The sequence below is a fragment of the candidate division WOR-1 bacterium RIFOXYB2_FULL_36_35 genome (assembly GCA_001771505.1).
Lineage (GTDB): Bacteria > Margulisbacteria > WOR-1 > XYC2-FULL-46-14 > XYC2-FULL-37-10 > XYB2-FULL-36-35.
In genome coordinates, this window is the sequence record MEUA01000033.1 from 15,677 (window position 1) to 41,878 (window position 26,202).

Below are 26,202 nucleotides of genomic sequence, written 5' to 3' on the forward strand. Positions count from 1 at the left end.
AGGTTTAGTATCCTTAGGAAAGAAAATGAACAACTACCTGATTATTTTAGGGCTAGGGATGTGTTTGGGCTTAGTAGGCTTCTACTTAGCATATAAATTCTTATCTAAAAAAAATTCTCTTTCACAGATAGATTACAACTCTAAAGAAGCCGAATCTTTCCTTGAAAAGAGAGGATTTCAAATTATAGAAAAAGGGAGACAATCGTCTGTTGTAATTTATGTGGACGGCAAGGGACATTTGGGGAGTGAGAGAGCTGATTTTATAGTTGAAAGAGAGAGAAAGCGTTATGTTGTAAAGGTCGTAAATGAAATAGGAATTGATCCTGTGGAATCTGCTATGCGTAGGAAGTTGGTTGAGTTTTCAAAGCTTTTTCCCGGCCTTGAAATTTTGTTTTTAGATTTAAATGCTGGAGAACTTCATGAAATAAAATTCAAATTCCCAAAATCTGAAAAAGAGATTTTGTTTATGGTTTTCGTGGGGGTATTTATTATTGCTGTTATTAGCGTTATTGTTGTATTATTAATACAGATGGGATTGTTTTGATTTTATGAAAAAAGTGAGTATTGTTTATAAAAAAGAAGATAAATTAATTGCGGGAACTGCGAAGCAGCTTGCACGAGAGCTTCCTTCTGTGTTTCAATTTGTTGCTGACCCCAAAAAGGCCGATTTTATAATAACTTTAGGCGGTGATGGAACTGTTTTACGCGCGGCTCATATTATTTCAGGGCAAAATATTCCATTGTTAGCAGTTCATTTGGGAGGGCTTGGTCTTTTAACTTCGTCTTCCTTGGAAGAACTTCCTTGTGCGTTGGAAAGTATTAAAAATAAAAAATATCAGATAGATTCTAGATTAATGTTAAGGGTTCAAGTTGTTAGAAAAAATAAAATCTTTAAAGAGCTTGTCGCTTTAAATGATGCTGTTGTTTGCAAAAATGATATTGCGCGCATTATAAAACTTAAGGCTTTTCTGGGTGAGGAAAAGTTGGGTGATTATGCTGCAGATGGAGTTATCGCTTCCACTCCGACAGGGTCAACAGCTTACAACTTTGCGGTTAATGGTCCGATTTTGCCCATTCATTCGAAGTCTTATATTTTATCGCCTATTTGTCCCCACAGAGCGACTGATCGTTCAATTGTTCTGGAAGATGACATTACAATTAAAATTGTAAAAGGAAAAGATGTTTTGTTGACTGTTGATGGGCAGCAGACTTTATCATTAACTTCCGATGATGTTGTCAAAATTGGTGTTTCCAAAGAAAAAACAAGTTTTATCCGTTTTAAAAAGTATGATATTTGGCAGCTTTTACGTGATAAGTTGGGGTGGGGTTAAGTTGGTTGCCCATAATGGAGGTTTCCTCCAAAACAAAATAAGGGAGGGGTAGGTGTTGGAGGCGGAGGTTCTTCTTTGGGGAGTTGCGGTTCAGCTAAAAGAGGTTTAGCAAAAGGTGTTTCTACTTCTACGGATTTGATTACGATGCCCCAATTGGATTTTTTAGGGCTTATGCCATCTATTCTATCTGCTAATGCTTTAAGTAATCTTCCTATTTCTAGATCATTTGCTTTGCAAGTCAACCTTAACGTTATCGTCCTTTTTCTTTTTGGTTTGGCAGGGGTTATTGATTCTATTTCTCCAAAGGATTTAATGTTATCAAAAATAGATGCTAAAGCCTCTTTCATGGGGAGTTCTTCTGATCTTGATTTTATTATCAAGCTTATAGTTCTTGTTGGGAGATCTTTTTCTACGCGTTTGAATCTTAGTTGAGGGCTGACAGGTTTTGCTTTAGCCCTTAAAGAGATAGAATGTGCTCCTACTTGCGGCTCATAGGGAGTAAATATCATAAACTTAGTTTTTATTCCTGACAATTAAATCGCTTACAACATCTAAATTGAGTATTTCAGCAAAGTAGACTGGCATTGATATGTTTGGAGCTCCTGTAATTGGGAATGTTGGGAATAAAACAATCTTTCCGAATTTGACCTTTGTTAGTTGTTGAACATAATCTGTGATTAGGTGATTACTGATATACATTATGGCTTTTGATTGATTTTCCATTTTTATCATCCTCTCTTTTGCTAAACAGCTCTGTTGATTTGTTTTCCTGTTTCTATTGGGCTTGCTTCAAATTTTTTTGATAGGATGTCTACAAATTTTCCGGGAGCATCTGCCGTGCTTTTGTTAAATGCTTTAACGCCAAAAATTGCTTGTGCAAATGTCTCTGTTTTCCCTTTTCTGCGTAAGGTGCAAATATCTTTGGCTTCGCTAGGGTTGTTTTGATTTGTTGTTACTGCCATTTTTTGCTCCTTTCACATATATATCGAAATTTTTTTTCATAAATTTCAGCTTAATTTATGATGAAAAATATTTCTGTGGTAAACTTTTTAAAACGTTGCTACAATTAACCCCGATTATCCTAATCGGGGTTAAAATTATAAGAGAATTCTCTTGGGGGAATTTTATATGACACATTATATACAAGTATTAACAACTGTCAAGCATAGGAAAGAGGGAAGAAAAATAGGGAGAAAACTTGTTAATGACAAACTTGCTGCATGCGTTCAGATTTTAGGCCCGATTTCGAGTATATACGAATGGAAAAGTAAACTGGAAGAGACAAAAGAGTGGATATGTGTAATCAAGACGAGGGGAGATCTGTATCAAAAAGTCGAAGCAGCTATAAAAGAGATGCATTCTTATGAGATGCCTGAGATTATAGCAATGCCGATAACCTGCGGAAGCAAGGATTATTTTGATTGGGCAGATAAGTCAACCCTCTAATTTGTGTGTCTAAAATTCAATCATTAGGGTATTGGATGTTTGATTTTATAATAAGTATTCTTTCCTTTGCCAAACTTTGCAATAAGCTCCATTTTTATGAGTTTGGCAAAATCTATATTGCGTGATGCTTTTGATCTTTTTGTTGCTTTAGAATATTCTTTATTTGTGATACTTCCGTTTTCTTCTATATAGTTTAATAGTTTTATTAAGTGTTCTGGCAGCTTTATATCAGGAGTTTTTATCGCTATTTCCAACTCTTTGCCAACCCTTAAAAGCTCATCTATTATCCCGTCTGTAAAATATTCAAGCCATTCCGTAAAATCTATTTTGTCTTTTATGTCATAGTAATTGCCAAAAACGCCTACTTTTTCAAAATATTTTGAAACATTTTTATTGTAATAATTTTCAAAGCTGAATAAATTAAAAGTGTTAAGCCCCATATCTGCGAGAAGGGCTTTTGTAGCAAGCCTCGATGTCCTGCCATTCCCATCTATAAATGGATGAATTATTACAAATTGCTTGTGAAATATGCCGGCAAGAATTAAAGGATCAATAAAGCCTCTGTTTTTTGATACAAATAAAATTAAACCATTTATAAGTTTTCTTACATCTTGCTGATCCGGAGGGAGATATATTGGCCGCTTGAGCCTTGGATCATTTACAAAAACAGGCTCAACCCTTAGCCTGCCGCATCTGTGTTTTTCAATTAAGCCGATAGTTATTTCTTTTTGGATGCTAAGGATGAGCTTTAAATTAAAAACCGCGTTTTTTCTTGTAAGCTCCTCATTTAGTTTTTCAAGGGCATTATTATAATTTAAAACTTCTTTTTCACTGTCTCTTATATTCTTGGGGACAGATTTTAATATTTTTTTAACTTCCGTCAAGGGGAGTGGATTTCCCTCAATACTTGTTGAGGAATAAGAGGATATTTCACGCGCGCTTCTTTCCATTTGAACCAAAACTAATTTTGAAGGCTTTTTAAGATTTGCAGTTGCCGTAAGGCAGGCAATCTTTTTTATGTTGGCCAGCAATTTTTGCGTAATACTATATTTCGGCTTAAACATTAGACGAATATTAGACGAATATTAGACGAATGTCAAGGGGCTGAATTTCTCAGCAAAACCACATTCTCAATGTGCGGCGTATGGGGGAACATGTCGATCGGCTGAGTTTTTTCGATATGATATCCACCTTCTGAAAGCAGATTAATATCTTCTCTCTGAGTGTAAGGATTGCAGGAGACATAAACTATCTCTTTTGGTTTTGCTTCGACAATCTTTTGTAGTACTTTTTTGTGAATGCCTGGCCTTGGAGGATCTAAAATTATCTTGTCGGATTTTAAATCGAGGCTTTTTATAATATCTTCAATCCTCCCTGCTATTGCAGAGAAATTCTCTATATCGTTTAGTTTTGCATTTTCCAAAGAGAGCTTTGCTGCCGCCTCATTTTCTTCTATTCCTGCAACCTCTTTTGCTTTATCGGCCAGAGAAAGACCGATGCTTCCTGTCCCTGAATATAGATCAAAAACTTTTTCATCTCCTTTTAAATTTGCAAATTCTATTATTATTTGAATTAGCTTTTCCGCCTGTCTTGTGTTGGTTTGAAAGAATGATTGGACTGGAATTTTAAACTTTATTCCGTTTAATGATTCCAAAAGATAGTCCTGTCCGATGCTTTTTTGTATTTCACCATAAGACCTGTCGGCAGGGGAGAGGTTGTGGCTCCATGTGATGCCTTGTATGATATCTTTTAATTCTTCCCACAATTCTTCAAGAGGAAATTCACCCTTATCAGAAGTTAAAATGTTAATGACGGTATTTTTTATATTTTTCCCTTCACGGATAACAACGTGCCTCATTATTCCTTCGGGATAGCTTTTTAAATCTCTTGATTTTACAAATTTTCTCAAGCGGTTTACAATTTCATTGCTCTCTTCAGATAGAAGCCAGCATTTTTCTATGTCTAAAGTTTTGTTTTTATCATCTTTTAGTCCGATTAAAAAATCAGGACCGAATGCAAAGTCCATCCTGTTCCTGTAGAAAAATTCTTGGGGGGCGGGGATTATAGGTTCGCAAAAACCAAAAAGTCCTTTTATTTTGGCTTCTTTTATTTTAAGCTGTTCATCATATCTCATCTGTTGCCAAGCGCAACCCCCGCATTCTCCTGCATATTTACATGGGGCTTTATGGCGAAGAGGAGATTCCTTGACGACTTTTTCTATTCTGCCAAGCTTTTTTCTTTTGCTTACAATATAGCCTTCTATCGTATCTCCGGGGTAAGCAAAACGGAAGATTATTCCTTCATGGCTTACTCCTCCCCCTTTTTTATCAATATCTATTATTTCAAACTGCATAATTTCATTATATAATGTAGAGCATGAAACACCAAATGACTGTAAGAATTGTTTATAAAGATACAGACGCGGGTGGGGTTGTCTATTACGCTAATTATTTGGGATTTTTTGAACAGGGGAGGACAGAGTATATTCGCAACCTCGGGTTTTCCCTTAAGGAATATGAGCAGAGAGGAACCTTGTTTGCAGTCGAGCATGTGGATTGCAATTATAATTCGCCGGCTTTTTATGATGACGAAATTGTAATTGAAACGGAAGTTGAAAAGACAACTGGAGCAAGAATTGTATTTTTGCAGAAATGTTTTAGGGGAAATCAGCTACTTGTTACCGCGAGGACTACTTTATTTGCGATGGACGTAAAAAATCTAAGGCCAATGAGAATTCCACAGGAGTTTTTGGATAAGATTGATGGCGTTTACGGTAAGGGATGAACCCTATATTTTACAGATGTTTTCCATTGTTTTATTTTTTGTGTAAATTTGAGATAGGGCCTTCAGGAGAATTTCGTGATGTAGATTTTTAAGAAAATTCGAAACTAATCCCTCCTACACATTGAATCTAAAACTCAAAATATCCCCGTCTTCGACTAAATAATCTCTCCCTTTAAGATGAAATTTGCCGAGCTCTTTTAGCTTTGTTTCAGAGCCTGCTTCTGTAAGATCGTTGTATTTAAACATTTCGGCTTTTACGAACCCCTTTTGAATATCTGTATGAATAGCGGCCCCTGCCTCCGGCGCCAAAGCCCCGCGCCTTACCGTCCATGCCCGCACTTCATCTTCTCCTACAGTGAAGTAAGAAATAAGTCCAAGTCCTTCATATGTTAACCTATTCATTTTGTTTACAGCTGGCTCATCAATCCCAAGCTCTTTCATAAATTCCTGTTGATCGCTTTCAGGAAGATCGGCAATTTCTTTTTCGATTACGACACTTAATGGAATTGCGGGGATATTAAAAGATGATGTTATTTCTTTGCAAAGAGCATCATCTTTGATTTTATCTTCGGAAACATTTAGCGCTATAAAAATCGGTTTTAAGGTATAAAACTGATAAGTTTTTAAAAGTTTCATTTCTTCTTCTGACCAGTTAAGGGTTTTTATATGTTTTTCCTCATCAAGAAGCTTTTTGCATTTGTCCATAAGCTCTTTTTCTTTTTCTCTAGTTGTTGCGAATTTAGTTGACTTATCTTTTGCCATAGTCTCAATCCTTTTTTCCGCTAGAACAAGATCGGCAATTAAAAGATCTGCCAAAAAGTTTGGAATCTCGTTTTTTGCCGATACCTCTTTTACGACAAAGCATATCTCGTCGGCATTTTTCAGATTGTCCATTATAAGTTTTTTTGTGGGACCTTCCATGTCAAGGTTGGGGAGTAGCAGGTATTCAATTTTTACATAAGTTGTCTTTTTGGGGTTGTACATTTGAACAAGTTTGGTAATTCTCGGATCTTTAACATTACATGCTCCAATATGGGGCTCAAGCGGTTTTTCAGTGATTTGAGGGAGGCTGATTCCCGTTATTAAACTAAAAAGCTCTTCTTTTCCTGACTGCGAATTTCCGATTATTGCGGTTTTCATTTGTTAAATTACTTTTTTTCTATGTTTTCCATCTTTCTAATTCTACCATAAAATAAGTTGTAATAGATGATTTTTTTGATCGGATAGTGTCAAGAATGTTGTGTAAATTCTATTTATGTCATTCCTGCGGAAGCAGGAATCTATGTTTTACTAGAGAAATGGATTCTGACTTTCGTCAGAATGACAATTTACACAACTATTTATACACCATCTTTGATCGGTTTTTGGCGGCGTTGAGGTGAGACAAAGAAACTTTCTTGGTGGGGGTGAATAATCCGAGTGTAGGAACTAATCTATCGGATGAAATTTTAATGTTACCGCGCCTTCCATTTTACTGTTGAATTCGTCAAACAGGAGTTCAATTAGTTCTCGAGTAGTTTTTTTAGGTATTAAGCAGGCGAATTCGGAACTTATAAAGCTTGCGGTTGTAACTGTGATTTTTTGTGAAAGCGCTTTCGTGAATTGTAATCCTTCTTCTGTTGTAACTTCTGTGGCGCCGAAAGAAGAGACGATTTTAAAATTTGTTTTAATGTTAGGAGAAGTCTCTTCTGTTTTTAATTTTGTTAGAGTTTCAATGTCATCTGGAGATGGAAACGCAAGATGATATCTTCCAAAAAAGAGGAAAAAGCTTGAGAGCATTTTTTCTTTTATTAATAAGTCAAACATAGCATTTGCAATTTGTTGGGGGGTTGTTGGTTTTGGGGTATAAACTCCACTTACAATAATGGGTTGTTTTTTCAGCATCCTTACGGCCAAGCTAGTTGCATCACTAAAGAGTGTAGATGAGGGATGTATATGATAGAAGGTTATTTCTAAAGTTTCCAGTCGTTGGGCAGGAATAAGATAGACAGTTGCATTTTTATTCCCCTTTTTTGCTGATACATGATACCAGTTGCCTCTATGGTCAAAAAACCATCCTGCCTCTTTGTTGGGCAGTAATAGCGGTGATTTGCATAACAAGTGTAAATCACTTTCCCCTTCTTTCTGGGAACGATTTAAGACATATGGTGTGTTTGCCACAAATAATCTTTGAGCTGAAGTAGCTCTAAACAAAAAATCCCCAGGAGTTGAATTTCTGTTTCCTGGAACATCAGGAAAAGATCTTTTCACAAACTTGTGGAGTTCTTCATAAGATTTTTTACCTAATATTATTTGCATGATATTTTAACCATATCTCCTTGGATTCTATGACATCCCGATCGGATCGGGACAAATAACAATACAGGGAAATCAACATTGATTACCATATAGTTTTTTATCGTTAAAAATCCTTTTGAATTGCAAGTTTTTTTATAATTGCTAGAATTGTCATATGAACAACAAGATACAGATTCTTTCCTCAGATTTGATAAACAAGATTGCTGCTGGCGAAGTAATTGAACGCCCCTCATCTGTCGTAAAAGAGCTTATTGAAAACTCAATAGATGCGGGAGCAACAAAAATTGAAATAGAAATTCAGGAATTTGGCAAAAAACTCATTAGAGTAACAGATAATGGAGCAGGGATGACAGAGAAGGAGATTGAACTTGCTCTACAAAGGCATTCTACAAGTAAGATCTCATCATCAGATGATCTTTTTAATATCAAAACCTTGGGCTTCCGAGGAGAGGCTCTCCCTTCCATTGACAGTGTTTCTCATTTTGCGATTGAACAAAATCCAAACGGCAAGGGATTAACTGCGATTGTAAAGGATCTTTTTTATAATACTCCTGTAAGGCTTAAATTTTTAAAAAGTAAATATACGGAAATGAACCATATTCAAACTGTGGTCTCCAATTTTATTTTGGGGAATCCGTCTGTTTCTTTTAAGTTGATCTCGGATGGAAAGGAACTCCTTTCATCTATTGGAAATGGAAAGCTTCTTGACGCTATTTATACGGTTTTCGGTCTTTCTATTGCCCAAGAGTTGTTGGCTGTTTACCTTTCCCATGCCGAAAGCTTTGGGGTAAATGGCTATGTTTCAAAGCCGACAATAAGCCGTTTAGACAGGAATTTTGAGGTTTTTTTTGTAAATGGAAGAATAGTGAAGAATTTTACAATTTCAAAAGCGTTAGAAAATGCTTACAGCAACTTGATCCCTGGGAATCGTTATCCCATTGCTGTTTTATTTATGACTCTCCCTCTAAATGAAGTTGATGTAAATGTCCACCCGACAAAAAGAGAGGTTAAATTTTTAAAGACAAAAGAAGTTTCTGATAAGGTCAATTTAGCAGTTCAAAAAGCTTTGTCTTGTTATCCTGTGACGACTACAGACCACAGACTACAAACCACAGGATATGGATTACAGGCCACAGACTACGGACTACAGACTTTACAGGGAGATGGGTGGCGACCAAAGATTGCGGACATGTTGTTTGACGTGCAAAGTGGAAATCCCGAGTTTGTGGTATCAGATATCCAGATGTTGATCCCTTTATATCAACATCTTAATACTTATCTGATTTGTACTGACGGAGAAGAGCTTGTGATCCTTGACCAGCATGCTGCTCATGAGAGGATACTTTTTGATAATCTGAATAAAATTCATGAAGGGGAGACAGTTGTTTCTCAAGATTTGTTAATTCCGGAAACCTATGAATTTAATGCCTTGGATGCTTCTGTCTTCGAGGAAAATCTTGGGATATTAAAACAATTGGGATTTCAAATAGAATGTTTTGGAAAAAATACTTATATTATTCGGTCAATCCCTGCTGTTTTGAGCAATATAAACTCCAAAGAACTTTTTACGGACTTAATTTCAGAATTTAAGACCGGCGAGCATAAAACTCAACCTGAAAAACAACGTGATCGCTTAAACAAAATAATGGCTTGCCGAGGAGCCATTAAGGCCGGGGATAAATTAAACCAAGAGGAGATAAACAGACTGATAAAAGATCTTTATAAAACAGAAAATCCTCTTACCTGTCCCCATGGCAGACCTACGATAGTTAGGATCACAAAAGATGATTTAGAGAAAATGTTTGGGAGAAAGTAATTGTTCTTTTATGCTATAATTTTTCAATATACTGTTAACCCCGATTATTCACCCCGATTAGGAAATCGGGGTTTATACTTGGGAAAATTTTCAACACTCTGCTAGAATTCTGTTCGTCTATGAATAATCGGGGTTAAACGAGATTATGAAAAGAATCTAAAGCTTCATTTGATAATCTAGTGATACCAACACAATTTTCTGCTAAAATAAACATATGGTTAACCCAGCTTCAGAAAAAATCTTGTCGGATGTTAAAGTGATTGTTTTGCGCGTTATTTTAAACTACCTGCCACAAAAAAATGTTTTTATCTTTCTTTTTGGCTCTCAAGTAAGCAAAGAGGAATTTAGCGCGTCAGACATAGATGTTGGACTACTTTGTGATGATAAGGTTGACAATAGTATTCTTGTTAAAATAAAAGATGAAATAGCGGAAAAGGTTAGGACTCTTAGACATATTGATCTAATTGACTTTAATACAGTTAATGATAAGCTCTTTTTAGAAAGTGCTTTGAGGAGGATAATAATATGGCACGAAACACCGAAATCGAAAATATATTTGGACAATTTGAAAAAGCGTTTGGGCGTCTGACGGAACTTACGCAAACAGCTGAAAAGTCGGAAGTTAAACGTGACGCTACCATAAAAAGATTTGAATTTACTTATGAACTTTTATGGAAGATGTTTAAAAGAATCGCGACTGTTGAAAAACTCGAAGCTTTTAGCCCTAAAAGTTCTTTTCAAGCGGCTTTTCAACTTGGATTAATCGAGAACGAGCAGTTGTTTTTGGATATTATTGACGCTCGCAATAAAACTTCTCATGTGTATTCAGAGCTGAATGCTAATGAGATATATGATTTTATTCAAGATCATGCGGTTAATGCCTTCAAACAAGTAGCAGCTAAGATTAAAGAAAAATATATCATTGAAATTTGACGCTTTTCTTATGGACAATAAAGAAACTAAAAAAAATGTTTTCTGGCTTGCGATGACCAGCCTTTTTACTGATATTTCTTCTGAAATGATAATGTCTCTTTTGCCGTTGTTTTTAACCGTCCTTGGAGCTTCGCGTGCTGTGGTGGGGCTGATCGAAGGGATTTCCGAAACTACTGCCAGCTTGTTTAAGATAATCTCCGGATGGCTTTCTGATAAATTGGGAGCTCGTAAAGGGTTAGTCGTTTTTGGATACGCATTATCAACTGTTTTTAAGCCTTTCATTGCTCTTGCAAATGTTTGGCATCAGGTTTTATTCGTCAGATTTATTGATAGAGTCGGGAAAGGGGTCCGCAATGCTCCTCGCGATGCCTTGATTGCCGATTCTGTAGAAGAGCATGAAAGAGGAAAATCTTTTGGCTTTCAGCGTGGAATGGATACTTTTGGCGCTGTTATCGGAACGTTCCTGGCGTCAGCATTGCTATTTTTGCTTGGAAAATATACCCATTTAGATGTTTTACATCAATACAGGACAATCTTTTGGCTTTCTATAATTCCGGGAATTTTGGGCGTTTTGTCTGTTTTGTTTATGGTTAAAGAAGTAAAAAAACAGACTGATGATAAAGAAATCTCTTTAATTTCATGGAAATCATTTGATTTGAGTTTTAAGACTTTTATATTTGTATCTGCGATTTTTGAATTCTCTAATTTTAGTTATGCGATTTTTATTCTTCGCGCTTCAAGTTTAGGCGTTATTGTTACCCTAATACCAATTATTTATCTTATGTACAATCTCGTTTACGGATTCCTTTCGCAACCGCTTGGGGCTTTGGCTGATAAGATTGGCAAGAAAACAGTTCTTTTTTGCGGATATGCTCTTTCTGCCATTATGTGTCTGGGTTTTGCTCTTGCGAGCAACCCTCTACATGCATGGATGCTTTTTGCGATATACGGAATTGTCAGCGCTATAACAAACACAACCCCAAGAGCGATGCTGGCAGATTTTGTTTCTCCCAAATTGCGCGGTTCAGCTTATGGCGCTTATTATATGGCGATAGGGTTGGTTGCTCTTCCAACATCCGCAATCGCAGGCCTTTTGTGGGACAATTTTGGGGCCGTCATTGCTTTTTCTTACGGAGCCGTATTGGCTCTTTCTGCCGCGATTCTTGTTCTTGTTTTTATTCCATCAAAAAATTCTTAGTGAAGAATTCTTCTTAAATTATGTTAAAATAGTATTGTTATGAAAGCTGTTTTAGCCCTAGAAGATGGATCTATATTTGAAGGAAAATCCTTTGGAGCTTACGGTGAGAGCGCCGGGGAAGTAGTTTTTAATACTTCTATGACAGGCTATCAGGAGATATTGACCGACCCTTCTTATAAAGGCCAGATTGTTACGATGACTTATCCTCTTATAGGAAATTATGGAGTAAATGATGAAGATGTCGAATCGGAAAAACCTCATCTTGCGGGATTTGTTGTTTTGGAAAAGAGCGAAATTGCCAGCAATTGGCGATCCCAAATGACACTTGATGATTTTCTGAAAAAACATAAGGTTGTTGGAATTGAAGGGGTCGACACCAGAGCTTTGACTTTGCATATTAGAAACGCAGGCGCGATGAAAGGGATAATATCGACAACCGATCTTGACTCGAAAAGTTTGGTGAAAAAAGCAAATGAGTATGAAGGCCTTTTAGGTATTGATCTTGTTAAAGAGGTGACCTGTAAAAAAGTTTATGAATGGAATAAAGAGGGGAAATATAAAGTTGTTCTTATTGATTGCGGGGCGAAGCGCAACATAATGCGCGAACTTGCCTCCCGCGGCTGTCAGGTTACGGTTGTCCCTGCGAAAACATCCGCGGATGAAATTCTTTCCATGAATCCTCATGGGATTATGCTTTCTAACGGGCCAGGGGATCCTTCTGCTGTTACTTATGTCATAGAGACTGTAAAAAGTTTAATTGGGAAGGTTCCTATCTTTGGGATATGTCTGGGCCATCAGATGCTTGGTCAGGCTCTTGGAGGAAAGACTTATAAATTAAAGTTTGGCCACAGGGGGGCCAATCACCCTGTAAAAAATTTACAGACAAAAAAAATCGAGATAACATGCCAGAATCACGGTTTTTGTGTTGATATAGATAGTTTAAGCAAGGATGAAGTTGAATTAACGCATATTAATTTAAACGATGATACATCAGAGGGATTAAAACATAAAAAATATCCTGTTTTTTCGGTTCAGCATCATCCGGAAGCCTCTGCGGGGCCTCATGACAGCAGATATCTTTTTGATGATTTTATAAGATTAATGGCCAATGAAGAATTAAAAATGCATTAGGCATTTTTAAGTAAGTCATTTTTTATTGTTTTTGTGGAGGAATTTTGTGCCAAGAAGAACAGATATAAAAAGTATTTTGATTATAGGTTCTGGGCCGATAGTAATAGGTCAGGCTTGTGAGTTTGATTATTCAGGGGTTCAAGCCTGCAAAGTTTTAAAATCTGAAGGATTTAAAGTTATTCTTGTAAACAGTAATCCGGCAACAATTATGACCGATCCTGATCTTGCCGATAGAACTTATATAGAACCTATTACTCCTGAAATTGTTGAAAAGATTATTGAAAAAGAGAGACCTGATGCCATTTTACCTACGCTTGGAGGGCAGACCGCTCTTAATATTGCCATCGCTGTTTATGAAAACGGTGTTTTGGATAAGTATAAAGTTAAAATGATTGGAGCAACTCCTGAAGCTATAAAAAAAGCGGAAGAGAGAGAGCTTTTCAAAGCTGCAATGGAAAAAATAGGCCTGGATTTGCCTAGAAGTAATTTTGCCCACAACCTGGATGAAGTTGAAAAAATTGCCGAAGAGATAGGTTTTCCTCTTATTATTAGGCCAAGTTTTACGCTTGGAGGTACTGGGGGAGGCGTTGCTTATAACATAGATGAATTAAAAGAAATTGCTGGAAGAGGGCTTGAAGCTAGTATGACCAGTGAAATTTTAATTGAAGAATCTATAATTGGCTGGAAAGAGTATGAACTCGAAGTAATGAGGGATTTAAATGATAATGTAGTTATTATCTGCTCAATAGAAAACTTTGATCCTATGGGAGTTCATACGGGAGATAGTATAACTGTAGCTCCCGCTCAAACTTTGACTGACAAAGAATATCAGCATATGAGAGATGCTTCTATTTCTGTTATTCGTGAAATAGGGGTTGAAACGGGTGGTTCTAATATTCAATTCGCGATAAATCCTCAGGATGGGAGGATGGTTATCATAGAAATGAACCCTCGGGTTTCGCGTTCATCCGCGCTTGCTTCCAAGGCGACCGGTTTTCCGATTGCGAAAATAGCCGCAAAGTTGGCGATCGGATATACTTTAGATGAGATTCCAAATGATATTACAAAAAAGACTCCGGCCTGTTTTGAACCAACAATTGATTACTGTGTTGTAAAAATTCCAAGGTTTACTTTTGAAAAATTTCCTGGAGCCTCTTTTGTTTTAACGACTGCGATGAAATCTGTTGGTGAGGCCATGTCTATAGGCAGAACCTTTAAGGAATCTTTGCAAAAAGGGTTGAGATCTCTGGAAATTAAAGTTCATGGGTTGGAGGATATAGAATGTAATTTGGATAAGGAGGGGATTTTCAACATTTTAAAGGTTCCTTCTCCTGACAGGATTTTTCATTTGAAACAAGCTTTTAAATTGGGAATGACAACTGATGAAATTTTTAACGTATCAAAAATAGACAGATGGTTTTTGACTAATATTAAAGAGATAGTTGATTTTGAAAAAAAACTCGAAGGATATAAAGACAAAAAAATTTCTGCAACTATTTTGCGTGTCGCGAAGCAATTTGGATTTTCCGATATTCAGCTTGCAAAGCTTTGGGATTTGAAAGAGGAAGAGATCAGAAAGCTTAGAAATGAATTGAATATCTCTCCTGAGTTTAAACAGGTGGATACTTGTGCTGCCGAGTTTGAAGCGTATACTCCATATTATTATTCATCGTATAGTTAGTTTGTCCCGGTTATCATAATGGGGTTCAATCTTGGGTCTGTTGCGTAATGGTCATTCCCGTGCCGTAAACAAGATGGATCCCCTCTTTCGCGGGGATGACAAATTGCAAAAACTATCATTAGGCAACAAGCCCATCTTGCTCAACAGTCTCATATGTGTTTTTGACCGCTATATTTTTTTATGAAAAATTTTATAATTTTCACTAAAAGAGCGTGAAATTTTTAATATTTTGTTTCGAAACTTAATTGGTTTATTTCAACTATATTATTAAAATGGAGGAGTTGACCAATGGCTGATATTAATTTTGGTTCTGTTAGGATTGTAGGGTTTGGAAATACTTTAAAAAAGACATTAGTTTTTCCATCTGAGGGGGGTGTTAATCGAAAGACTCTTCAATTGGGACAGGAGGGAGCTAGAGAAATTTTAACAAGACCTTCAACTTATCAATCTTTGGGGGTGTTGTTGGAGGTTATGGATGAAAATAACTGGAGAGAGATACCCACAAAGAGAGAGGCTGCAACTCTTGAACACTTTTCACTTTTCAGGGATGAGCCGTATGTATCTTTTTGGAAAAATGGGGGAATTGAAATTGATAGTCTTTCGGTTGATACAATTAGAGCCAATTGGAAACCTAATGGTGATAAAGAACTAAGAGAAGTAATCCCTGCTATCGAAGAGGCGCGGTTTTCTTCCCTTCCAGCTTTTTTTCGTGTCTCTTTTTCATTGAGTGAAGTATGTCAAATAGCGGGGCTTAAAATCAAAGAAGAATTTTCGATAAGCGTTGATTCTTTTGCGAGAGCGTTAACAGCTTTTGATGAAACAGCATTTGCATCAGATTCTTTAGCACATCGTTTTGCTAATAACCTTTTTAGTGAATTGCAACTACAACCTGAAGCTTCAATTAAAAAAGACCTTATGACAGCAATGAAAGATGATGCGTATGCAAATGCGATGAAGCTTTTTAATGCCGTTTCCAAGATTGATCAAAATATTGATAGGGTTAAATTAATAAGAGGCTTACTTTCTGAGGAACAAGGAGAAAATGATTTTGGGTTAGCCTTAAAATATGCCATAGGTGTAGGCAACAGCAGAACAGCTTATTTCTTGTCTTTTTATTATAGGCAAGCAAAACAGCCTTTGGACGGCAAAACTTACAAAAGCTGATTAGATGGTAAAAATCCTATCTAATATCCTGTGAGCTAAATCTTCTTTTTTAGCTTTGCAAAAATGCTCAATTCTGCCGTTTTTGTTGATGATGCTTATCTCTGAAAGATCTTCACCGAAAGCTGTGGGTTCGTTGGCAATTATCATATCAAGGTTTTTCTTTGAGAGTTTTTCTTTTGCATTTTCTATAACATTGTCACTTTCTAGAGCAAAACCGACAAGATAAGTTCCGTTTTTGTTTTTCCCTAGCTCTGCCAGAATATCTTTTGTTTTTTTGAGTTCAAGGGAAAATTCATCTTCACTCTTTTTTAATTTTTGGAAGAATTGTATTTTAGGTTGGTAATCTGCTACTGCGGCTGCCATTATAATTACATTGCTGTTGTTTTTATGTTTTATTACCTCTTCAAGCATCTCCTGGCTGGATGTTACTGTTATTAACGTTACATTTTGCGGTGGGGCTTGTAATGCGTTTGCAGATATTAAAGTAACTTCCGCGCCTCGGCCTGCCGCGGCAGAGGCTATAGCATAACCCATTTTTCCCGAAGATCTGTTCCCAATAAATCTTACAGGGTCGATAGACTCTTGTGTTCCGCCGGCAGTTACCAGAACCCTTTTTCCTTTAAGATCTTTTCCGTAAGTCTCTTTGTTCTCTGTTTGCGTTAAAAGCTCAAGAACTTTTTCAACTATTTCTTTTGGTTCAGACATTCTTCCCATTCCCTCATCCCCGCAAGCCAAAAAACCTTTTTGAGGACCGCAGAAGTGATAGCCGATTGCTTTTAATTTTGAGCAATTTTCCTGAACTATCGGATTTTCCCACATTCTTGAATTCATAGCAGGGGCAATTACTTTAGGACATAGCGCGGACATGACAATTGTTGATAACGCATCATCTGCTATCCCCTGAGCTGTTTTCCCTATTATGTTTGCAGTTGCAGGGGCAATTAAAACAAGGTCGGCTTTTTTGGATAGTGCGATATGCGGAACTTTCGACATAAATTCAGCCTCATCAAATAAAGTTGTAACAACCGGATTTTTTGAGATGGTTCTAAAGGTTAAAGGAGATACAAACTTTTTTGCGGATTCTGTCATCACAACCCAAATATCTGCTTCTAATTTTTTCAGGCTTGAAACTATTTCTACCGTTTTGTATGCTGCAATGCCTCCCGCGACCCCGATTATAAATGTTTTACCTTTAAACATAAAAAGTTTTTGTTATTTCTTTTCTTTTTTGGGAGGATTCTTTTTGTTTGTTTTTGCAAGCTTTGATAAAATAGATGTCTCTTCTTTTTCTTCTAATAATTTTATCTCTAAAGGCTTCTTTGATTCTGCTGTAATAAGTTTTATTTTTATCTTATCCCTTGCAATCTCTCTTATAGCTGTAATTATTGGATTTGTAGGATCAAAATCATTTACATAGGGTAGCGATCCTTCTGAGATTTGTTTTGCCCTTGCTGACACGGCATTGCTTAATAAAAACTTGTTTTTTGCTTTTTGAAGTAACACATCAATTGTCTCTTTGTTTTCTTTTGTCAATTTACAAACACCTTCTTTTTAAAATTTTAATGCTAAAACCTGTGCCTAATTTAATAAAACTCTCTCTTTTTCAACATTTATTATAGCTTTAATTTTTTGGGCTGCCGAATCTATTTTGTCGTTGACAACTATGTAATCGTATTTTTCCATCACCTGTAATTCTGCTATTGCCGCTCTTAAACGATAATTTACCACTTCTGCTTTTTCTGTTTTACGCCTTTTAAGTCTAAAGGCCAAAATATCTACAGACGGAGGGATCAAAAAGATAAACACCCCTGCGCATTTTAGCTTGCCTTGTGTTATATGTTCTTTTATGCTTGCCGCCCCCTGTACGTCTACCTCGGCTACAACTATATTGTTTTTCTCGACCTCTTCTTTAACATATTGTATGGGAGTTCCGTAGTAATATTTGTGAACTTGAGCCCATTCTAAAAAACTGCCATTCTTTGCTTGTTTGAAGAACTCCTCTTCGCTCAAGAAATGATAATCAGTCTTGTTCTTTTCCATGGGTCTTGGAGGTCTTGTTGTTGCGGATATCGACATTTTTAATTCAGGAAATATCTCAAATAACCGCCTGACAACCGTTGACTTTCCCACCCCCGAAGGGCCTGAGATTACAACCAGAAAACCACGACGTGTTCCTTTTTTTTTGGGCATAAAGCAAAAATATATTATATCAAAAATAGTTGCTTTTTGCAAACAGCTTGATGCTTGGATTTTGGTGTTGGCATATAGGGAAAAAAGGCAGCTTGATTTTTACCCTGATTATAATAACCGGGGTTCATCGTTTTAAATGCAAGAATTTATATTTTTATTACGATTAAATAAGTAATATGAATAAATATTTTATTGTTTTACTTGGCGTCATTTCTTTTTCTTTTTTAGTTGGGTGTGGCAGGGTGGCCGAAGTTATTAGCGGTTTAGCAGATGATACTGCTCAAGAGTATGCGATGCAAAGCTCCAGCATGTCTCAAGATATTTATGCTTCTGTCGCGGAATGGGCAAATAGCGGAGAAATTTCCGGGCTTAATTTGTCTGATATTAACATGATAGTTATTGTGACTCCGGAAACATCTGGATGGTATCATATTACGGGAACAAATATAAATTCGTCAATAGATTTACATGTCAAACTTGCAATGCTTCCAAATCTTCAAGCTTCTAACCTAACAAAGACTGTTTATTTGTATGGAACATATACTTATATAGGGAGCAATTCGACTATTGTTCAAACTTACGGAGATTCAGTGAATAATTTTACTGCAGAAACAATGTGGTCTTTGGCGACTTCCACATTGCAACAGATATCGTTAGATGGGCAGATTCGTACTAACGTAATTGGCGCAGCCGGAAATACAACTGTAATGAGTCTCACCGTTTCGTCGTTGTCATTGCCATTGACCGAAACAACAAATTATCCCATAGGGGCAATAACTGTAAATACATCTTATGACAATGAGATTCAACCAGCGATAGTTCTTACATTTAATGGAACCTCTACAGTCTCTTTCCAATATGATACGACAATCAGAACCTTTACAATAAAAGGCGTTTCTATATAGGGACTGTTGCGTAATGGTCATTCCCGTGAAAATGGTAATCTATTTTTCACAAAACAACCCCGATTATAATAATCGGGGTTAAGATGGATCCCCGCTTTTGCGGGGATGGCAAATTGCAAAAACTATCATTATGCAACCAGTCCCATATAACATATCCATTCTTTCAACTATGAATAATTGATGTTATAATTTCCTTATATGGATTTGGATATTTTAAGGCATTCTACTTCTCACATTATGGCTGCTGCGGTAAAAGAGCTGTATCCCCATGCCCTGCTTGGTATAGGGCCTTCTATAGAAGAAGGATTTTATTATGACTTTGATATTCCTGGAATTACACTTTCTGAGGAAGATTTAGCCAAGATTGAAAGTAAAATGAGAGAGATTATTAAAAAAAACCTCCCATTTTCAAGATCTGAAATGTGCAAAAGCGAAGCTGTAAAATTTTTTGAAGATAGAGGAGAGAAGTACAAGGTTGAACTTATAAAAGAGATTCCTGACGAAAAAGTTTCTATTTACACCACCGGGGATTTTGTCGATTTATGTAAAGGGCCTCATGTAAAATATACAAAAGCGGCAAAAGCTTTTAAGCTTTTACATACAGCCGGCGCTTATTGGAAGGGATTAGAAACCAATCCCATGCTTCAGAGAATTTATGGGACTGCCTTTAACACCAAAGAAGAGCTAGAGACACATCTTAAAAGACTGGAAGAGGCGGCAAAAAGAGACCATCGAAAGCTTGGAAAAGAGCTTGATTTGTTTAGCATTTATCATGAAGAGGCCGGGGCTGGCCTTGTTTATTATCATCCTAAGGGCGCAATGCTCCGTTTTCTTATTGAAGATTTTCTTAGGAAGGAACATTTAAAACGTGGTTATCAATTTGTTGTTATTCCCCATATTGCCAAAATAAATCTATGGGATACGTCCGGACATAGTGGCTATTATAAAGAAAATATGTATTTTATGGAAATTGATAAACAAAAATATGTCTTAAAGCCGATGAACTGTCCGGGGCATATTTTAATATATAAGTCAAAGCTTCATAGCTATAGGGATCTCCCCATAAAATTTTTCGAGCTTGGAACTGTTTATCGTTATGAGAGATCAGGGGTTTTGCATGGATTGCTTAGGGTTAGGGGGTTTACGCAAGATGACGCGCATATTTTTACCACTCCAGAAAAACTTGAAAATGATATTTTGGATGTAATAAACTTTGCATTTCAGATGCTGAAGACTTTTGGTTTTGAATATGAGGTTTTTTTATCTACCAGGCCTGACAAATATGTCGGCTCCGATGAGAATTGGGAGATGGCGACAAAAGCTTTGAAATTGGCTATGGAAAAGAAGGAAATTGACTACAAGGTGGATGCCGGTGCAGGCGTTTTTTATGGTCCAAAAATTGATGTTAAAATGAAAGATGCTATAGGCCGACTATGGCAAGGGCCTACCATTCAAGTCGATTTTAATCTTCCGGAGAGGTTTGATTTGCATTATATGGCAGAAGATGGGAGTAGAAAGCGGCCTGTCATGATACATAGAGTTGTTTTGGGTAGCATGGAGAGGTTTTTGGGCGCTCTTATAGAACATTATGCGGGTGCGTTCCCTTTGTGGATAGCTCCTGTTCAAGCTACTATTTTGCCTATAGCTGATAGGCATGTTGAGTATGCGGAAGAGATAAAAGAGCGTTTGCTGGAACAAGGTTTTAGAGTTGATATTGATATTAGCCGTGAAAAGATCGGGCTTAAAATCCGTGAAGCGCAATTGCAAAAAATCCCTTATATGATTATCCTGGGGGATAAGGAAATTGAAGCTAAAAAACTTGCTGTCAGAGCAAAAACAGAAGGGGATATAGGATTGTTTTCTTTAGATGATTTTATAAATAAAGTTAAAGTTGAGATAGACAATCGCGCTTAAATAAGATATAATACAAAGGATTAACTGAAAAATTATTTTATTCCTTGATTGATGATAAAAAAATGTAAATGTCGAGGCGAAGGCTTGTTTTTTTATTTTCATGAAATTTATGGAGGTTAGGGCATCTTAAGGAATTACTATGTAAATGAAGGTATTCGTGTTCCAGAAGTACGTCTTATTGATGATGAGGGGGGACAATTAGGGGTGATGCGGACTTCTGAAGCATTAGGATTAGCAAAAGAAAAAGAGTTAGATTTAATTCTTATCTCTTCTGGGGCAAAGCCTCCGGTAGCAAAAATTGGAGATTTTGGTAAATTTAAATATAAACAGACAAAGCATGCTAAGGAATCTAGAAAATCCCAAAAAGCTTCTGTTTTAAAAGAGGTTAAACTTTCTGCCAAAATTGGCGAGCATGATTTAACTGTCAGGGTTAATAGATCTCGTGAGTTTCTTGAAAAAGGGCATAAAGTTAAGGTTAGCCTGTATTTTAAGGGTAGAGAAGTGACCCATAAGGAAATAGGAGAAAGGGTTGTTCAGAAATTAGTTGACAGAGTGGTTGATTTTGGTGTTCCTGAAGGGAAATATAAGATGGAAGGGAGAAGTATGGTACTAATTATAGTACCTAAATAATTTTAAATGCCTAAACGGAAAACAAGAAAAGCGGCGGTGAAAAGATTTAAAATTACAGCAACGGGTAAAGTTATGAGACGTGGCGCTAAAACACGTCATCTTTTGGAAGGCAGATCTCCGGCCCAAAAGAGACGTTATAAAAGAGACAGGGAGATAAGTAAGACTGATTATGAAAGAATAAAGGTGATGATTCCTTATGGTAAGAGTTAAAAGAGGGAATGTAGCGCGCAGAAAGCGCAAAAAGGTTTTAAAAAGAGCCAAGGGGTTTAGGGGGTCTTTAAAAAGGCTATATAGAGTTGCTGCAAAAGTGGCTGTAATGAAAGCTTTGAGATACTCAACTATTGCACGTAAAGATCGAAAGGGTGATTTTAGACGGCTTTGGATTATTAGGATTAATGCAGCGTTAAGACTATTAGGTCTTTCTTATAGCAAATTTATATCAGGGTTAAAAAAGAAAAATATTTTATTAGACCGCAAAATGCTTGCAGAGCTTGCAGTCTCTGATTCCAAAGCATTTGAAAAAGTTGTGGAAACTATAAGATGATTCAAATGTCTGTTGGTGGACTGGGTTTTGATCCACGCAACTTATCTCCGGTTGTCTTACTTCGTGATTTAGAAGAATTTAATTTCCTTCCTATTTGGATAGGTGTTTTTGAGGCCGCAAGTATTGCTACTGTTCTTCAGGGGATTACTCCTCCTCGTCCTATGACTCATGACCTTTTTAAGAGTGTAATAGAGGGTCTAAACGCTAAAATAGACAGAATTGTGATTAATGATGTAAAAGAGGGGACATTTTTTTCAAAAATAGAATTAATAGCGGCAGATAAAAATAGAGTTGCAATTGATGCGCGACCTTCGGATGCAATTGCGTTGTCTTTGCGTGCGGATGTTCCTATTTTTGTCGCTGAAAATGTTATGATGCAGGCAAAGTTGGTTAATTCCGAAAAAGACGCGGAAGAGACTCAAAAATTTAAAGAGTTTATTAATAATTTAAAACCCGAAGATTTTACTAAGTATTTTAAAAAGGATTAACCCCGATTATTCATACTACGAGTAAACCCCGATTATTTATAGACGAACAGAATTCTAGCAGAGTGTTGGAAATTTTCCCAGGTATGAACCCCGATTAGGAAATCGGGGTGAATAATCGAGGCTAAAAGTGACTGCCAATGCGTATCTTTTTGTTGAATTTTAACTTCTGGAGATAAGGAAAACTCCGAAACATATTATAAATATGCCAAGCCACCTAATAAAGCTCACACTCTCTTTAAATAAAATCATTGAAAGAAAAGCTACCGCTACATATGCCAGGGAGACCATGGGATATGCAAACGAAAGATTCATCCTGGATAAAACAGCCAGCCAGAATATTGAGGATAGACCAAAAAGAGCAAAACCTGTAAAGACCCAGGGATTAGACAACATTGGCGCTATTTTTGACAAAATTTGTGTAACCTGGAAAGAACCAAATTCATTCATCCCATGTTTCATGCTTAATTGGGCTATGACTGCAAGCGAGATAGAGACCATAATTAATAATATGTTGGTCATTTTTTACTCCTTTTGTTTTTGTACTTTGAAATAAATTGATCTTTGCAAAGAAGAATAATTTGTCCTAAAAATTCAAGATAAATTTTTATTCCCATTTTGCTTTTACTGCCGCTTCTGTTTGCAAATATTATCGGAATCTCTTTTGCTTTTTCATATTTACCTTTTGCCAGAATTTCCAAGCAAATTTTATAGCCTATGGGATTTAACTCTACTCCCTGGATAACGCTTCTTTTGAGCATGAAAAATCCTGAAGTTACATCTTTTATGTCGGTTATAAATTTTGCCGGCCATCTGGCTATATCAGAAATTAACCTTTGTATGAAATTCTCTTCTCTTTGGCCCCCTCCTTTAATGAGACGACTGCCAATAACAAAGTCAGCTTCTTTGTTTTGTATGGTACTTAACATTTGAGAAAGAATTTCAGGGGGATGTGATAGATCTGCATCCATTACACAAAGTATATCTCCATTTGCTATTTTAAATCCATCAATAACGGCGGAAGCTAGTCCTGTTCTTGTCGGCCTTATAAGTGTTAATAACCCTAGGTTTTGGGCGAATTGCGCAGTTCCATCGGGTGAATTATCGTCTACTATTATTATTTCGTTGTTTGGAGCCGAAATTTTAATCCTGTTTATTAGTTCCGGTAAATTTTGTTTTTCGTTATACGTAGGAATTATAATGGAAAGCATTTATTCAAGTTCCTCAAAAAAATTATTTTGCAGTTTTATTATAGCACAAGACTTACCATGATATCCTATTCCGTAAAGGATAGGCGTATTATATTCTTTTACGATTTTTAATGTATAACCATCTTTTGGAGATTTTGTAAGCCCTTTTGCTGTGGTTTTTAGCCAATTTATTAAGTCTCCCTGATGATTTAAGTCTGTATACCAAAAGGGATTGTCATGTAATTGTTTTTTTCCAAGCTCTATTGCAGCTTCAGCAAGATAAAAGGAATAAGTATATTCTTTTTGAGCGTGCAGAGACGCAGTTGTTGAAAATATTATACTTGCCAACCCTGTTCCTAAAGCCAATAGTAAGCTTGTAATTAATATTGTGTATATTAAAGCTATTCCGTTTTTGTTCATTTTTTTAGTTACAACCGCTTAGCAACGTTTTCCTTTTTTAATCTGTGCACGTCTCTTTCCCCGATTATTCACCTAGATTATGATAATCGGGGTTTAATTTCTGCAAAAAACCTCAGTTGTTACGCCGTCTACAGAAAACGCTAAAAGCTTAGGGGCTAACAACTTAAACTCTAAAATTTTTATTTCTCCTTCATCAGTTAAATACGCGGTATAGCTGTCTTTTCGCCTGCGAACCTTTTTGTCTTTAATATCGTATGAAATGGTTGATCCTTTTTGTGCTAACACAGCAGTGTTATAAGCTACTGAAATATTTGAAGAGAGCCTGCAATCTTTAGTTATTTCCCTTGCAACAATTTGTATTGTTTGTATTGAGCTTGTTTTTTCTGATACTAAACGAAATGATCTAATATGGGAAGAAAGAATTGTTGTCCCTGCCATGAGGAGAATTGAAAAAAGCGATATTGCTATTATTGTTTCAAGTAAAGTAAATCCTCTTTTTTTCATTAATATTTTGACCTCATTGTATAAATTTCCATAGGAGGTTTGTTCTTTTTCCAGTTATATGAGAACTTTAGTTGGATTAAATCTTGATAAATATATATGACTTCCACCTTGCCTTTTTTATTGTCAAAGTCATAAGGGTTGATTTTGGAAAAATTTTTAGATCGTATTTCTTCTGCTTGTGATTTAACAACATTCAGGGCTGTTAAGAATTCCTGGTCACTACCCGTAAGTTTAGCGCTTCTTGAAAAAAGGAGAGAAAAGGAGCCTGCAATTAATGTAAGAATCAACGCGGATAGCAAAAGTTCTATTAAGGTAAAGCCGTGAAGGCTTGTTTTATTTCTCATTCAACCCTGATTCTCCCTATTGCTGATACAATGATTTTTATGGACTGATTTTTTGACTCCAAAATAATTGTTCCGAAATATCCTGGCTGAGGGTTTCCAGAGGATGAAAACCGGATTGTTTTTGGGTTTTTTATATTTATTAAGGAGGGTAAATGTTTTTTTTTGTTGTTAATTATGTAATAATCTTTTTCAAAAATAGTGTCGCAGGATTCTTTTTGGCTTATCGCGTTTTGTTGACATAACCGCAGATCAGAAACTATAGTTTTTGTAATAGCTTTAAATTCCGCCTTAGTTTCGAAATTTCCAAAATTAATAGAGACAAAAGCAAAAAAAATCCCTATTATTGAAATTACAATGATTAGTTCTAAAAGTGAATAGCCTTTTTTCATTTTTTTTTAGAGCAGTTAACCCCGAGAATCATAATCGGGGCATTACTTTGGCGTTACTATCATGCTGTCGATTAATCTTGTTTTTCCGATTCTTCCTGCTATGGCAATGAGAACTTTTTCTTTTCCTATCTCTTTTACTTCTTCCAATGTTTCAGGGTTGACAATGTTTATATAATCTACCCTTACAATTGCCTCAAACCCTATTAACCGACCCAAGCCTACTATTATTTTCCTGCAGTCTGTTTCTCCTCCCTCAATGTCTTTCTTTGCCCTAATTAGCGCTTTATATAATACGGTTGCTGATTTTCTCTCTTTTTCTGAAAGATACTGGTTCCTGGAGCTCATTGCCAAACCATCATATTCTCTTACAGTAGGGCATGTTGCTATTTCAATGGGATAATTTAAATCTCGGGTAATCTTTTTTATTATTAATTGCTGTTGGTAGTCTTTCTCCCCGAAAATTGCGTAGTCTGGTCTTACAATATTAAACAACTTGGTTACAATTGTCGTAACTCCTTTAAAATGGCCAAACCTGAATTTCCCGCACAACCTTCGGCTTAATGTCCCTTCTTCTACCCAGGTATCAAATCCGGAAGAATATAAATCTTTTTCTGATGGAGCAAAAATAATTATAGGGTCAAAAAGCTTGAGGGCTTTTTGATCTTTTAATAAATTTTTTGGATATTTTTTTAAATCTTCGGTTGGCGCAAATTGGGTAGGATTTATAAATATAGAGACAATAACGATATTTGCTTTTTCTTTTGCGGATTCTACAAGGGATAAATGCCCTTCGTGAAGAGCCCCCATTGTTGGCACAAGCGCCAATGTCTGCCCTCTCGCTTTTGCGCGATTGGAAAAAGCTGACATCTCTTTAGCTTTTTTGATCGTTTTCACTGAATTATCCA

34 protein-coding genes are annotated in these 26,202 nt (G+C 36.3%); 17 read left to right on the forward strand and 17 right to left on the reverse strand.

What is annotated here, in order from left to right; translation table 11 throughout:
* The first annotated feature begins 25 nt into the window (after window positions 1-25).
* The gene (locus A2290_01195; protein OGC14647.1) at window positions 26-544 is read left to right on the forward strand and encodes a hypothetical protein; all 519 of its coding nucleotides are present in this window, start codon (window positions 26-28) and stop codon (window positions 542-544) included.
* A gap of 4 nt (window positions 545-548) precedes the next feature.
* Window positions 549-1,331, forward strand: a complete 783-nt coding sequence (locus A2290_01200; GenBank protein OGC14648.1) for a hypothetical protein — start codon at window positions 549-551, stop codon at window positions 1,329-1,331.
* Here the strand turns inward: A2290_01200 and A2290_01205 are convergent.
* Genes A2290_01205 through A2290_01215 form a run of 3 tightly spaced genes read right to left on the reverse strand, consistent with a single transcriptional unit; the run spans window position 1,328 to window position 2,293 of the window.
* On the reverse strand, window positions 1,328-1,840 hold the full coding sequence (locus tag A2290_01205) for a hypothetical protein (GenBank protein ID OGC14649.1): 513 nt from the start codon (window positions 1,838-1,840) through the stop codon (window positions 1,328-1,330). The two genes, A2290_01200 and A2290_01205, sit on opposite strands and share 4 nt — an antisense overlap.
* Window positions 1,841-1,844: 4 nt before the next feature.
* The gene (locus A2290_01210; GenBank protein OGC14650.1) at window positions 1,845-2,054 is read right to left on the reverse strand and encodes a hypothetical protein; all 210 of its coding nucleotides are present in this window, start codon (window positions 2,052-2,054) and stop codon (window positions 1,845-1,847) included.
* Between the two features lie 20 nt (window positions 2,055-2,074).
* Complete coding sequence (locus tag A2290_01215; protein ID OGC14651.1) at window positions 2,075-2,293, reverse strand: hypothetical protein; 219 nt, start codon at window positions 2,291-2,293, stop codon at window positions 2,075-2,077.
* 166 nt (window positions 2,294-2,459) lie between these two features.
* Here A2290_01215 and A2290_01220 point away from each other — a divergent pair, with 166 nt between their 5' ends.
* The gene (locus tag A2290_01220) at window positions 2,460-2,777 is read left to right on the forward strand and encodes a cytochrome C biogenesis protein CcdA (GenBank protein OGC14652.1); all 318 of its coding nucleotides are present in this window, start codon (window positions 2,460-2,462) and stop codon (window positions 2,775-2,777) included.
* Between the two features lie 23 nt (window positions 2,778-2,800).
* Here A2290_01220 and A2290_01225 read toward each other — a convergent pair whose 3' ends face one another.
* Window positions 2,801-3,841 (reverse strand): hypothetical protein, encoded by a 1,041-nt coding sequence (locus A2290_01225; protein OGC14653.1) that lies wholly within the window; start codon window positions 3,839-3,841, stop codon window positions 2,801-2,803.
* 32 nt (window positions 3,842-3,873) lie between these two features.
* Entirely contained in the window at window positions 3,874-5,130 is a 1,257-nt protein-coding gene (locus tag A2290_01230; protein OGC14654.1) for a 23S rRNA (uracil-5-)-methyltransferase RumA, read from the reverse strand.
* 23 nt (window positions 5,131-5,153) lie between these two features.
* Between A2290_01230 and A2290_01235 the strand changes: the two genes are divergently transcribed.
* Complete coding sequence (locus A2290_01235) at window positions 5,154-5,561, forward strand: hypothetical protein (protein ID OGC14655.1); 408 nt, start codon at window positions 5,154-5,156, stop codon at window positions 5,559-5,561.
* A gap of 114 nt (window positions 5,562-5,675) precedes the next feature.
* On the opposite strand, the gene A2290_01240 is transcribed toward A2290_01235, so the two are convergent.
* Together A2290_01240 and A2290_01245 are read right to left on the reverse strand one after the other, a co-directional pair.
* The gene (locus A2290_01240) at window positions 5,676-6,701 is read right to left on the reverse strand and encodes a hypothetical protein (GenBank protein ID OGC14656.1); all 1,026 of its coding nucleotides are present in this window, start codon (window positions 6,699-6,701) and stop codon (window positions 5,676-5,678) included.
* Window positions 6,702-6,989: 288 nt separating this feature from the next.
* A complete protein-coding gene (locus tag A2290_01245; GenBank protein ID OGC14657.1) occupies window positions 6,990-7,859 on the reverse strand; it encodes a hypothetical protein in 870 nt (289 codons plus the stop codon).
* A gap of 154 nt (window positions 7,860-8,013) precedes the next feature.
* Between A2290_01245 and A2290_01250 the strand changes: the two genes are divergently transcribed.
* The 7 genes from A2290_01250 to A2290_01280 all read left to right on the forward strand — a co-directional run bounded on the left by A2290_01250 (window position 8,014) and on the right by A2290_01280 (window position 15,782).
* Complete coding sequence (locus A2290_01250) at window positions 8,014-9,675, forward strand: hypothetical protein (GenBank protein ID OGC14658.1); 1,662 nt, start codon at window positions 8,014-8,016, stop codon at window positions 9,673-9,675.
* A gap of 214 nt (window positions 9,676-9,889) precedes the next feature.
* Window positions 9,890-10,264 carry a hypothetical protein gene (locus A2290_01255; GenBank protein ID OGC14659.1) on the forward strand — a complete coding sequence of 125 codons (375 nt, stop codon included), beginning with the start codon at window positions 9,890-9,892 and terminating at the stop codon, window positions 10,262-10,264.
* Entirely contained in the window at window positions 10,201-10,608 is a 408-nt protein-coding gene (locus tag A2290_01260; protein OGC14660.1) for a hypothetical protein, read from the forward strand. The genes A2290_01255 and A2290_01260 overlap by 64 nt, the downstream gene beginning before the upstream one ends.
* 10 nt (window positions 10,609-10,618) lie before the next feature.
* Window positions 10,619-11,806, forward strand: coding sequence for a hypothetical protein (locus tag A2290_01265; GenBank protein OGC14688.1), 1,188 nt, complete (start codon window positions 10,619-10,621; stop codon window positions 11,804-11,806).
* A 39-nt stretch (window positions 11,807-11,845) separates the two neighbouring features.
* Window positions 11,846-12,937, forward strand: coding sequence for a carbamoyl phosphate synthase small subunit (locus A2290_01270; GenBank protein ID OGC14661.1), 1,092 nt, complete (start codon window positions 11,846-11,848; stop codon window positions 12,935-12,937).
* 46 nt (window positions 12,938-12,983) lie between these two features.
* Window positions 12,984-14,618, forward strand: a complete 1,635-nt coding sequence (locus tag A2290_01275) for a hypothetical protein (protein OGC14662.1) — start codon at window positions 12,984-12,986, stop codon at window positions 14,616-14,618.
* A gap of 288 nt (window positions 14,619-14,906) precedes the next feature.
* On the forward strand, window positions 14,907-15,782 hold the full coding sequence (locus A2290_01280) for a hypothetical protein (GenBank protein ID OGC14663.1): 876 nt from the start codon (window positions 14,907-14,909) through the stop codon (window positions 15,780-15,782).
* On the opposite strand, the gene A2290_01285 is transcribed toward A2290_01280, so the two are convergent.
* Genes A2290_01285 through A2290_01295 form a run of 3 tightly spaced genes read right to left on the reverse strand, consistent with a single transcriptional unit; the run spans window position 15,783 to window position 17,972 of the window.
* Window positions 15,783-16,982 (reverse strand): hypothetical protein, encoded by a 1,200-nt coding sequence (locus A2290_01285; GenBank protein OGC14664.1) that lies wholly within the window; start codon window positions 16,980-16,982, stop codon window positions 15,783-15,785.
* Between the two features lie 12 nt (window positions 16,983-16,994).
* Complete coding sequence (locus tag A2290_01290) at window positions 16,995-17,315, reverse strand: hypothetical protein (GenBank protein ID OGC14665.1); 321 nt, start codon at window positions 17,313-17,315, stop codon at window positions 16,995-16,997.
* A 45-nt stretch (window positions 17,316-17,360) separates the two neighbouring features.
* Window positions 17,361-17,972 (reverse strand): guanylate kinase, encoded by a 612-nt coding sequence (locus A2290_01295; GenBank protein OGC14666.1) that lies wholly within the window; start codon window positions 17,970-17,972, stop codon window positions 17,361-17,363.
* Between the two features lie 176 nt (window positions 17,973-18,148).
* On the opposite strand from A2290_01295, the gene A2290_01300 reads away from it, so the two are divergent.
* The 6 genes from A2290_01300 (at window position 18,149) to A2290_01325 (ending at window position 22,453) form a co-directional block, all read left to right on the forward strand.
* Window positions 18,149-18,877, forward strand: a complete 729-nt coding sequence (locus tag A2290_01300) for a hypothetical protein (protein ID OGC14667.1) — start codon at window positions 18,149-18,151, stop codon at window positions 18,875-18,877.
* Window positions 18,878-19,075: 198 nt separating this feature from the next.
* Window positions 19,076-20,791, forward strand: a complete 1,716-nt coding sequence (locus A2290_01305) for a threonine--tRNA ligase (GenBank protein ID OGC14668.1) — start codon at window positions 19,076-19,078, stop codon at window positions 20,789-20,791.
* Between the two features lie 123 nt (window positions 20,792-20,914).
* Entirely contained in the window at window positions 20,915-21,421 is a 507-nt protein-coding gene (locus A2290_01310; GenBank protein ID OGC14669.1) for a translation initiation factor IF-3, read from the forward strand.
* Window positions 21,422-21,427: 6 nt separating this feature from the next.
* Entirely contained in the window at window positions 21,428-21,631 is a 204-nt protein-coding gene (locus A2290_01315; GenBank protein OGC14670.1) for a 50S ribosomal protein L35, read from the forward strand.
* A complete protein-coding gene (locus tag A2290_01320) occupies window positions 21,618-21,965 on the forward strand; it encodes a 50S ribosomal protein L20 (GenBank protein OGC14671.1) in 348 nt (115 codons plus the stop codon). The genes A2290_01315 and A2290_01320 overlap by 14 nt, the downstream gene beginning before the upstream one ends.
* The gene (locus tag A2290_01325) at window positions 21,962-22,453 is read left to right on the forward strand and encodes a hypothetical protein (GenBank protein ID OGC14672.1); all 492 of its coding nucleotides are present in this window, start codon (window positions 21,962-21,964) and stop codon (window positions 22,451-22,453) included. Before A2290_01320 ends, A2290_01325 begins: the two co-directional genes overlap by 4 nt.
* A 159-nt stretch (window positions 22,454-22,612) precedes the next feature.
* Here the strand turns inward: A2290_01325 and A2290_01330 are convergent, their stop codons facing one another.
* The 7 genes from A2290_01330 to A2290_01360 form a co-directional block, all read right to left on the reverse strand.
* Window positions 22,613-22,972 carry a hypothetical protein gene (locus tag A2290_01330; GenBank protein OGC14673.1) on the reverse strand — a complete coding sequence of 120 codons (360 nt, stop codon included), beginning with the start codon at window positions 22,970-22,972 and terminating at the stop codon, window positions 22,613-22,615.
* Window positions 22,969-23,661: a hypothetical protein gene (locus A2290_01335; protein ID OGC14674.1), complete on the reverse strand. Its 693-nt coding sequence runs from the start codon at window positions 23,659-23,661 to the stop codon at window positions 22,969-22,971. The genes A2290_01330 and A2290_01335 overlap by 4 nt, the downstream gene beginning before the upstream one ends.
* Window positions 23,662-24,060 (reverse strand): hypothetical protein, encoded by a 399-nt coding sequence (locus A2290_01340; protein OGC14675.1) that lies wholly within the window; start codon window positions 24,058-24,060, stop codon window positions 23,662-23,664. It lies immediately after the preceding gene.
* A gap of 93 nt (window positions 24,061-24,153) precedes the next feature.
* Window positions 24,154-24,564 carry a hypothetical protein gene (locus tag A2290_01345; GenBank protein OGC14676.1) on the reverse strand — a complete coding sequence of 137 codons (411 nt, stop codon included), beginning with the start codon at window positions 24,562-24,564 and terminating at the stop codon, window positions 24,154-24,156.
* Window positions 24,564-24,908, reverse strand: a complete 345-nt coding sequence (locus A2290_01350) for a hypothetical protein (protein ID OGC14677.1) — start codon at window positions 24,906-24,908, stop codon at window positions 24,564-24,566. Before A2290_01350 ends, A2290_01345 begins: the two co-directional genes overlap by 1 nt.
* On the reverse strand, window positions 24,905-25,297 hold the full coding sequence (locus A2290_01355; protein ID OGC14678.1) for a hypothetical protein: 393 nt from the start codon (window positions 25,295-25,297) through the stop codon (window positions 24,905-24,907). Before A2290_01355 ends, A2290_01350 begins: the two co-directional genes overlap by 4 nt.
* Window positions 25,298-25,339: 42 nt before the next feature.
* Complete coding sequence (locus A2290_01360) at window positions 25,340-26,191, reverse strand: pantoate--beta-alanine ligase (GenBank protein ID OGC14679.1); 852 nt, start codon at window positions 26,189-26,191, stop codon at window positions 25,340-25,342.
* Window positions 26,192-26,202: the final 11 nt, after the last annotated feature.

Coding starts and splice junctions, on each gene's coding strand:
- A2290_01195 (OGC14647.1), top strand. CDS start 26: ATGAACAACTACCTGATTATTTTAGGGCTAGGGATGTGTTTGGGCTTA.
- A2290_01200 (OGC14648.1), top strand. CDS start 549: ATGAAAAAAGTGAGTATTGTTTATAAAAAAGAAGATAAATTAATTGCG.
- A2290_01205 (OGC14649.1), bottom strand. CDS start 1,840: ATGATATTTACTCCCTATGAGCCGCAAGTAGGAGCACATTCTATCTCT.
- A2290_01210 (OGC14650.1), bottom strand. CDS start 2,054: ATGGAAAATCAATCAAAAGCCATAATGTATATCAGTAATCACCTAATC.
- A2290_01215 (OGC14651.1), bottom strand. CDS start 2,293: ATGGCAGTAACAACAAATCAAAACAACCCTAGCGAAGCCAAAGATATT.
- A2290_01220 (OGC14652.1), top strand. CDS start 2,460: ATGACACATTATATACAAGTATTAACAACTGTCAAGCATAGGAAAGAG.
- A2290_01225 (OGC14653.1), bottom strand. CDS start 3,841: ATGTTTAAGCCGAAATATAGTATTACGCAAAAATTGCTGGCCAACATA.
- A2290_01230 (OGC14654.1), bottom strand. CDS start 5,130: ATGCAGTTTGAAATAATAGATATTGATAAAAAAGGGGGAGGAGTAAGC.
- A2290_01235 (OGC14655.1), top strand. CDS start 5,154: ATGAAACACCAAATGACTGTAAGAATTGTTTATAAAGATACAGACGCG.
- A2290_01240 (OGC14656.1), bottom strand. CDS start 6,701: ATGAAAACCGCAATAATCGGAAATTCGCAGTCAGGAAAAGAAGAGCTT.
- A2290_01245 (OGC14657.1), bottom strand. CDS start 7,859: ATGCAAATAATATTAGGTAAAAAATCTTATGAAGAACTCCACAAGTTT.
- A2290_01250 (OGC14658.1), top strand. CDS start 8,014: ATGAACAACAAGATACAGATTCTTTCCTCAGATTTGATAAACAAGATT.
- A2290_01255 (OGC14659.1), top strand. CDS start 9,890: ATGGTTAACCCAGCTTCAGAAAAAATCTTGTCGGATGTTAAAGTGATT.
- A2290_01260 (OGC14660.1), top strand. CDS start 10,201: ATGGCACGAAACACCGAAATCGAAAATATATTTGGACAATTTGAAAAA.
- A2290_01265 (OGC14688.1), top strand. CDS start 10,619: ATGGACAATAAAGAAACTAAAAAAAATGTTTTCTGGCTTGCGATGACC.
- A2290_01270 (OGC14661.1), top strand. CDS start 11,846: ATGAAAGCTGTTTTAGCCCTAGAAGATGGATCTATATTTGAAGGAAAA.
- A2290_01280 (OGC14663.1), top strand. CDS start 14,907: ATGGCTGATATTAATTTTGGTTCTGTTAGGATTGTAGGGTTTGGAAAT.
- A2290_01285 (OGC14664.1), bottom strand. CDS start 16,982: ATGTTTAAAGGTAAAACATTTATAATCGGGGTCGCGGGAGGCATTGCA.
- A2290_01295 (OGC14666.1), bottom strand. CDS start 17,972: ATGCCCAAAAAAAAAGGAACACGTCGTGGTTTTCTGGTTGTAATCTCA.
- A2290_01300 (OGC14667.1), top strand. CDS start 18,149: ATGAATAAATATTTTATTGTTTTACTTGGCGTCATTTCTTTTTCTTTT.
- A2290_01305 (OGC14668.1), top strand. CDS start 19,076: ATGGATTTGGATATTTTAAGGCATTCTACTTCTCACATTATGGCTGCT.
- A2290_01315 (OGC14670.1), top strand. CDS start 21,428: ATGCCTAAACGGAAAACAAGAAAAGCGGCGGTGAAAAGATTTAAAATT.
- A2290_01320 (OGC14671.1), top strand. CDS start 21,618: ATGGTAAGAGTTAAAAGAGGGAATGTAGCGCGCAGAAAGCGCAAAAAG.
- A2290_01325 (OGC14672.1), top strand. CDS start 21,962: ATGATTCAAATGTCTGTTGGTGGACTGGGTTTTGATCCACGCAACTTA.
- A2290_01330 (OGC14673.1), bottom strand. CDS start 22,972: ATGACCAACATATTATTAATTATGGTCTCTATCTCGCTTGCAGTCATA.
- A2290_01335 (OGC14674.1), bottom strand. CDS start 23,661: ATGCTTTCCATTATAATTCCTACGTATAACGAAAAACAAAATTTACCG.
- A2290_01340 (OGC14675.1), bottom strand. CDS start 24,060: ATGAACAAAAACGGAATAGCTTTAATATACACAATATTAATTACAAGC.
- A2290_01345 (OGC14676.1), bottom strand. CDS start 24,564: ATGAAAAAAAGAGGATTTACTTTACTTGAAACAATAATAGCAATATCG.
- A2290_01350 (OGC14677.1), bottom strand. CDS start 24,908: ATGAGAAATAAAACAAGCCTTCACGGCTTTACCTTAATAGAACTTTTG.
- A2290_01355 (OGC14678.1), bottom strand. CDS start 25,297: ATGAAAAAAGGCTATTCACTTTTAGAACTAATCATTGTAATTTCAATA.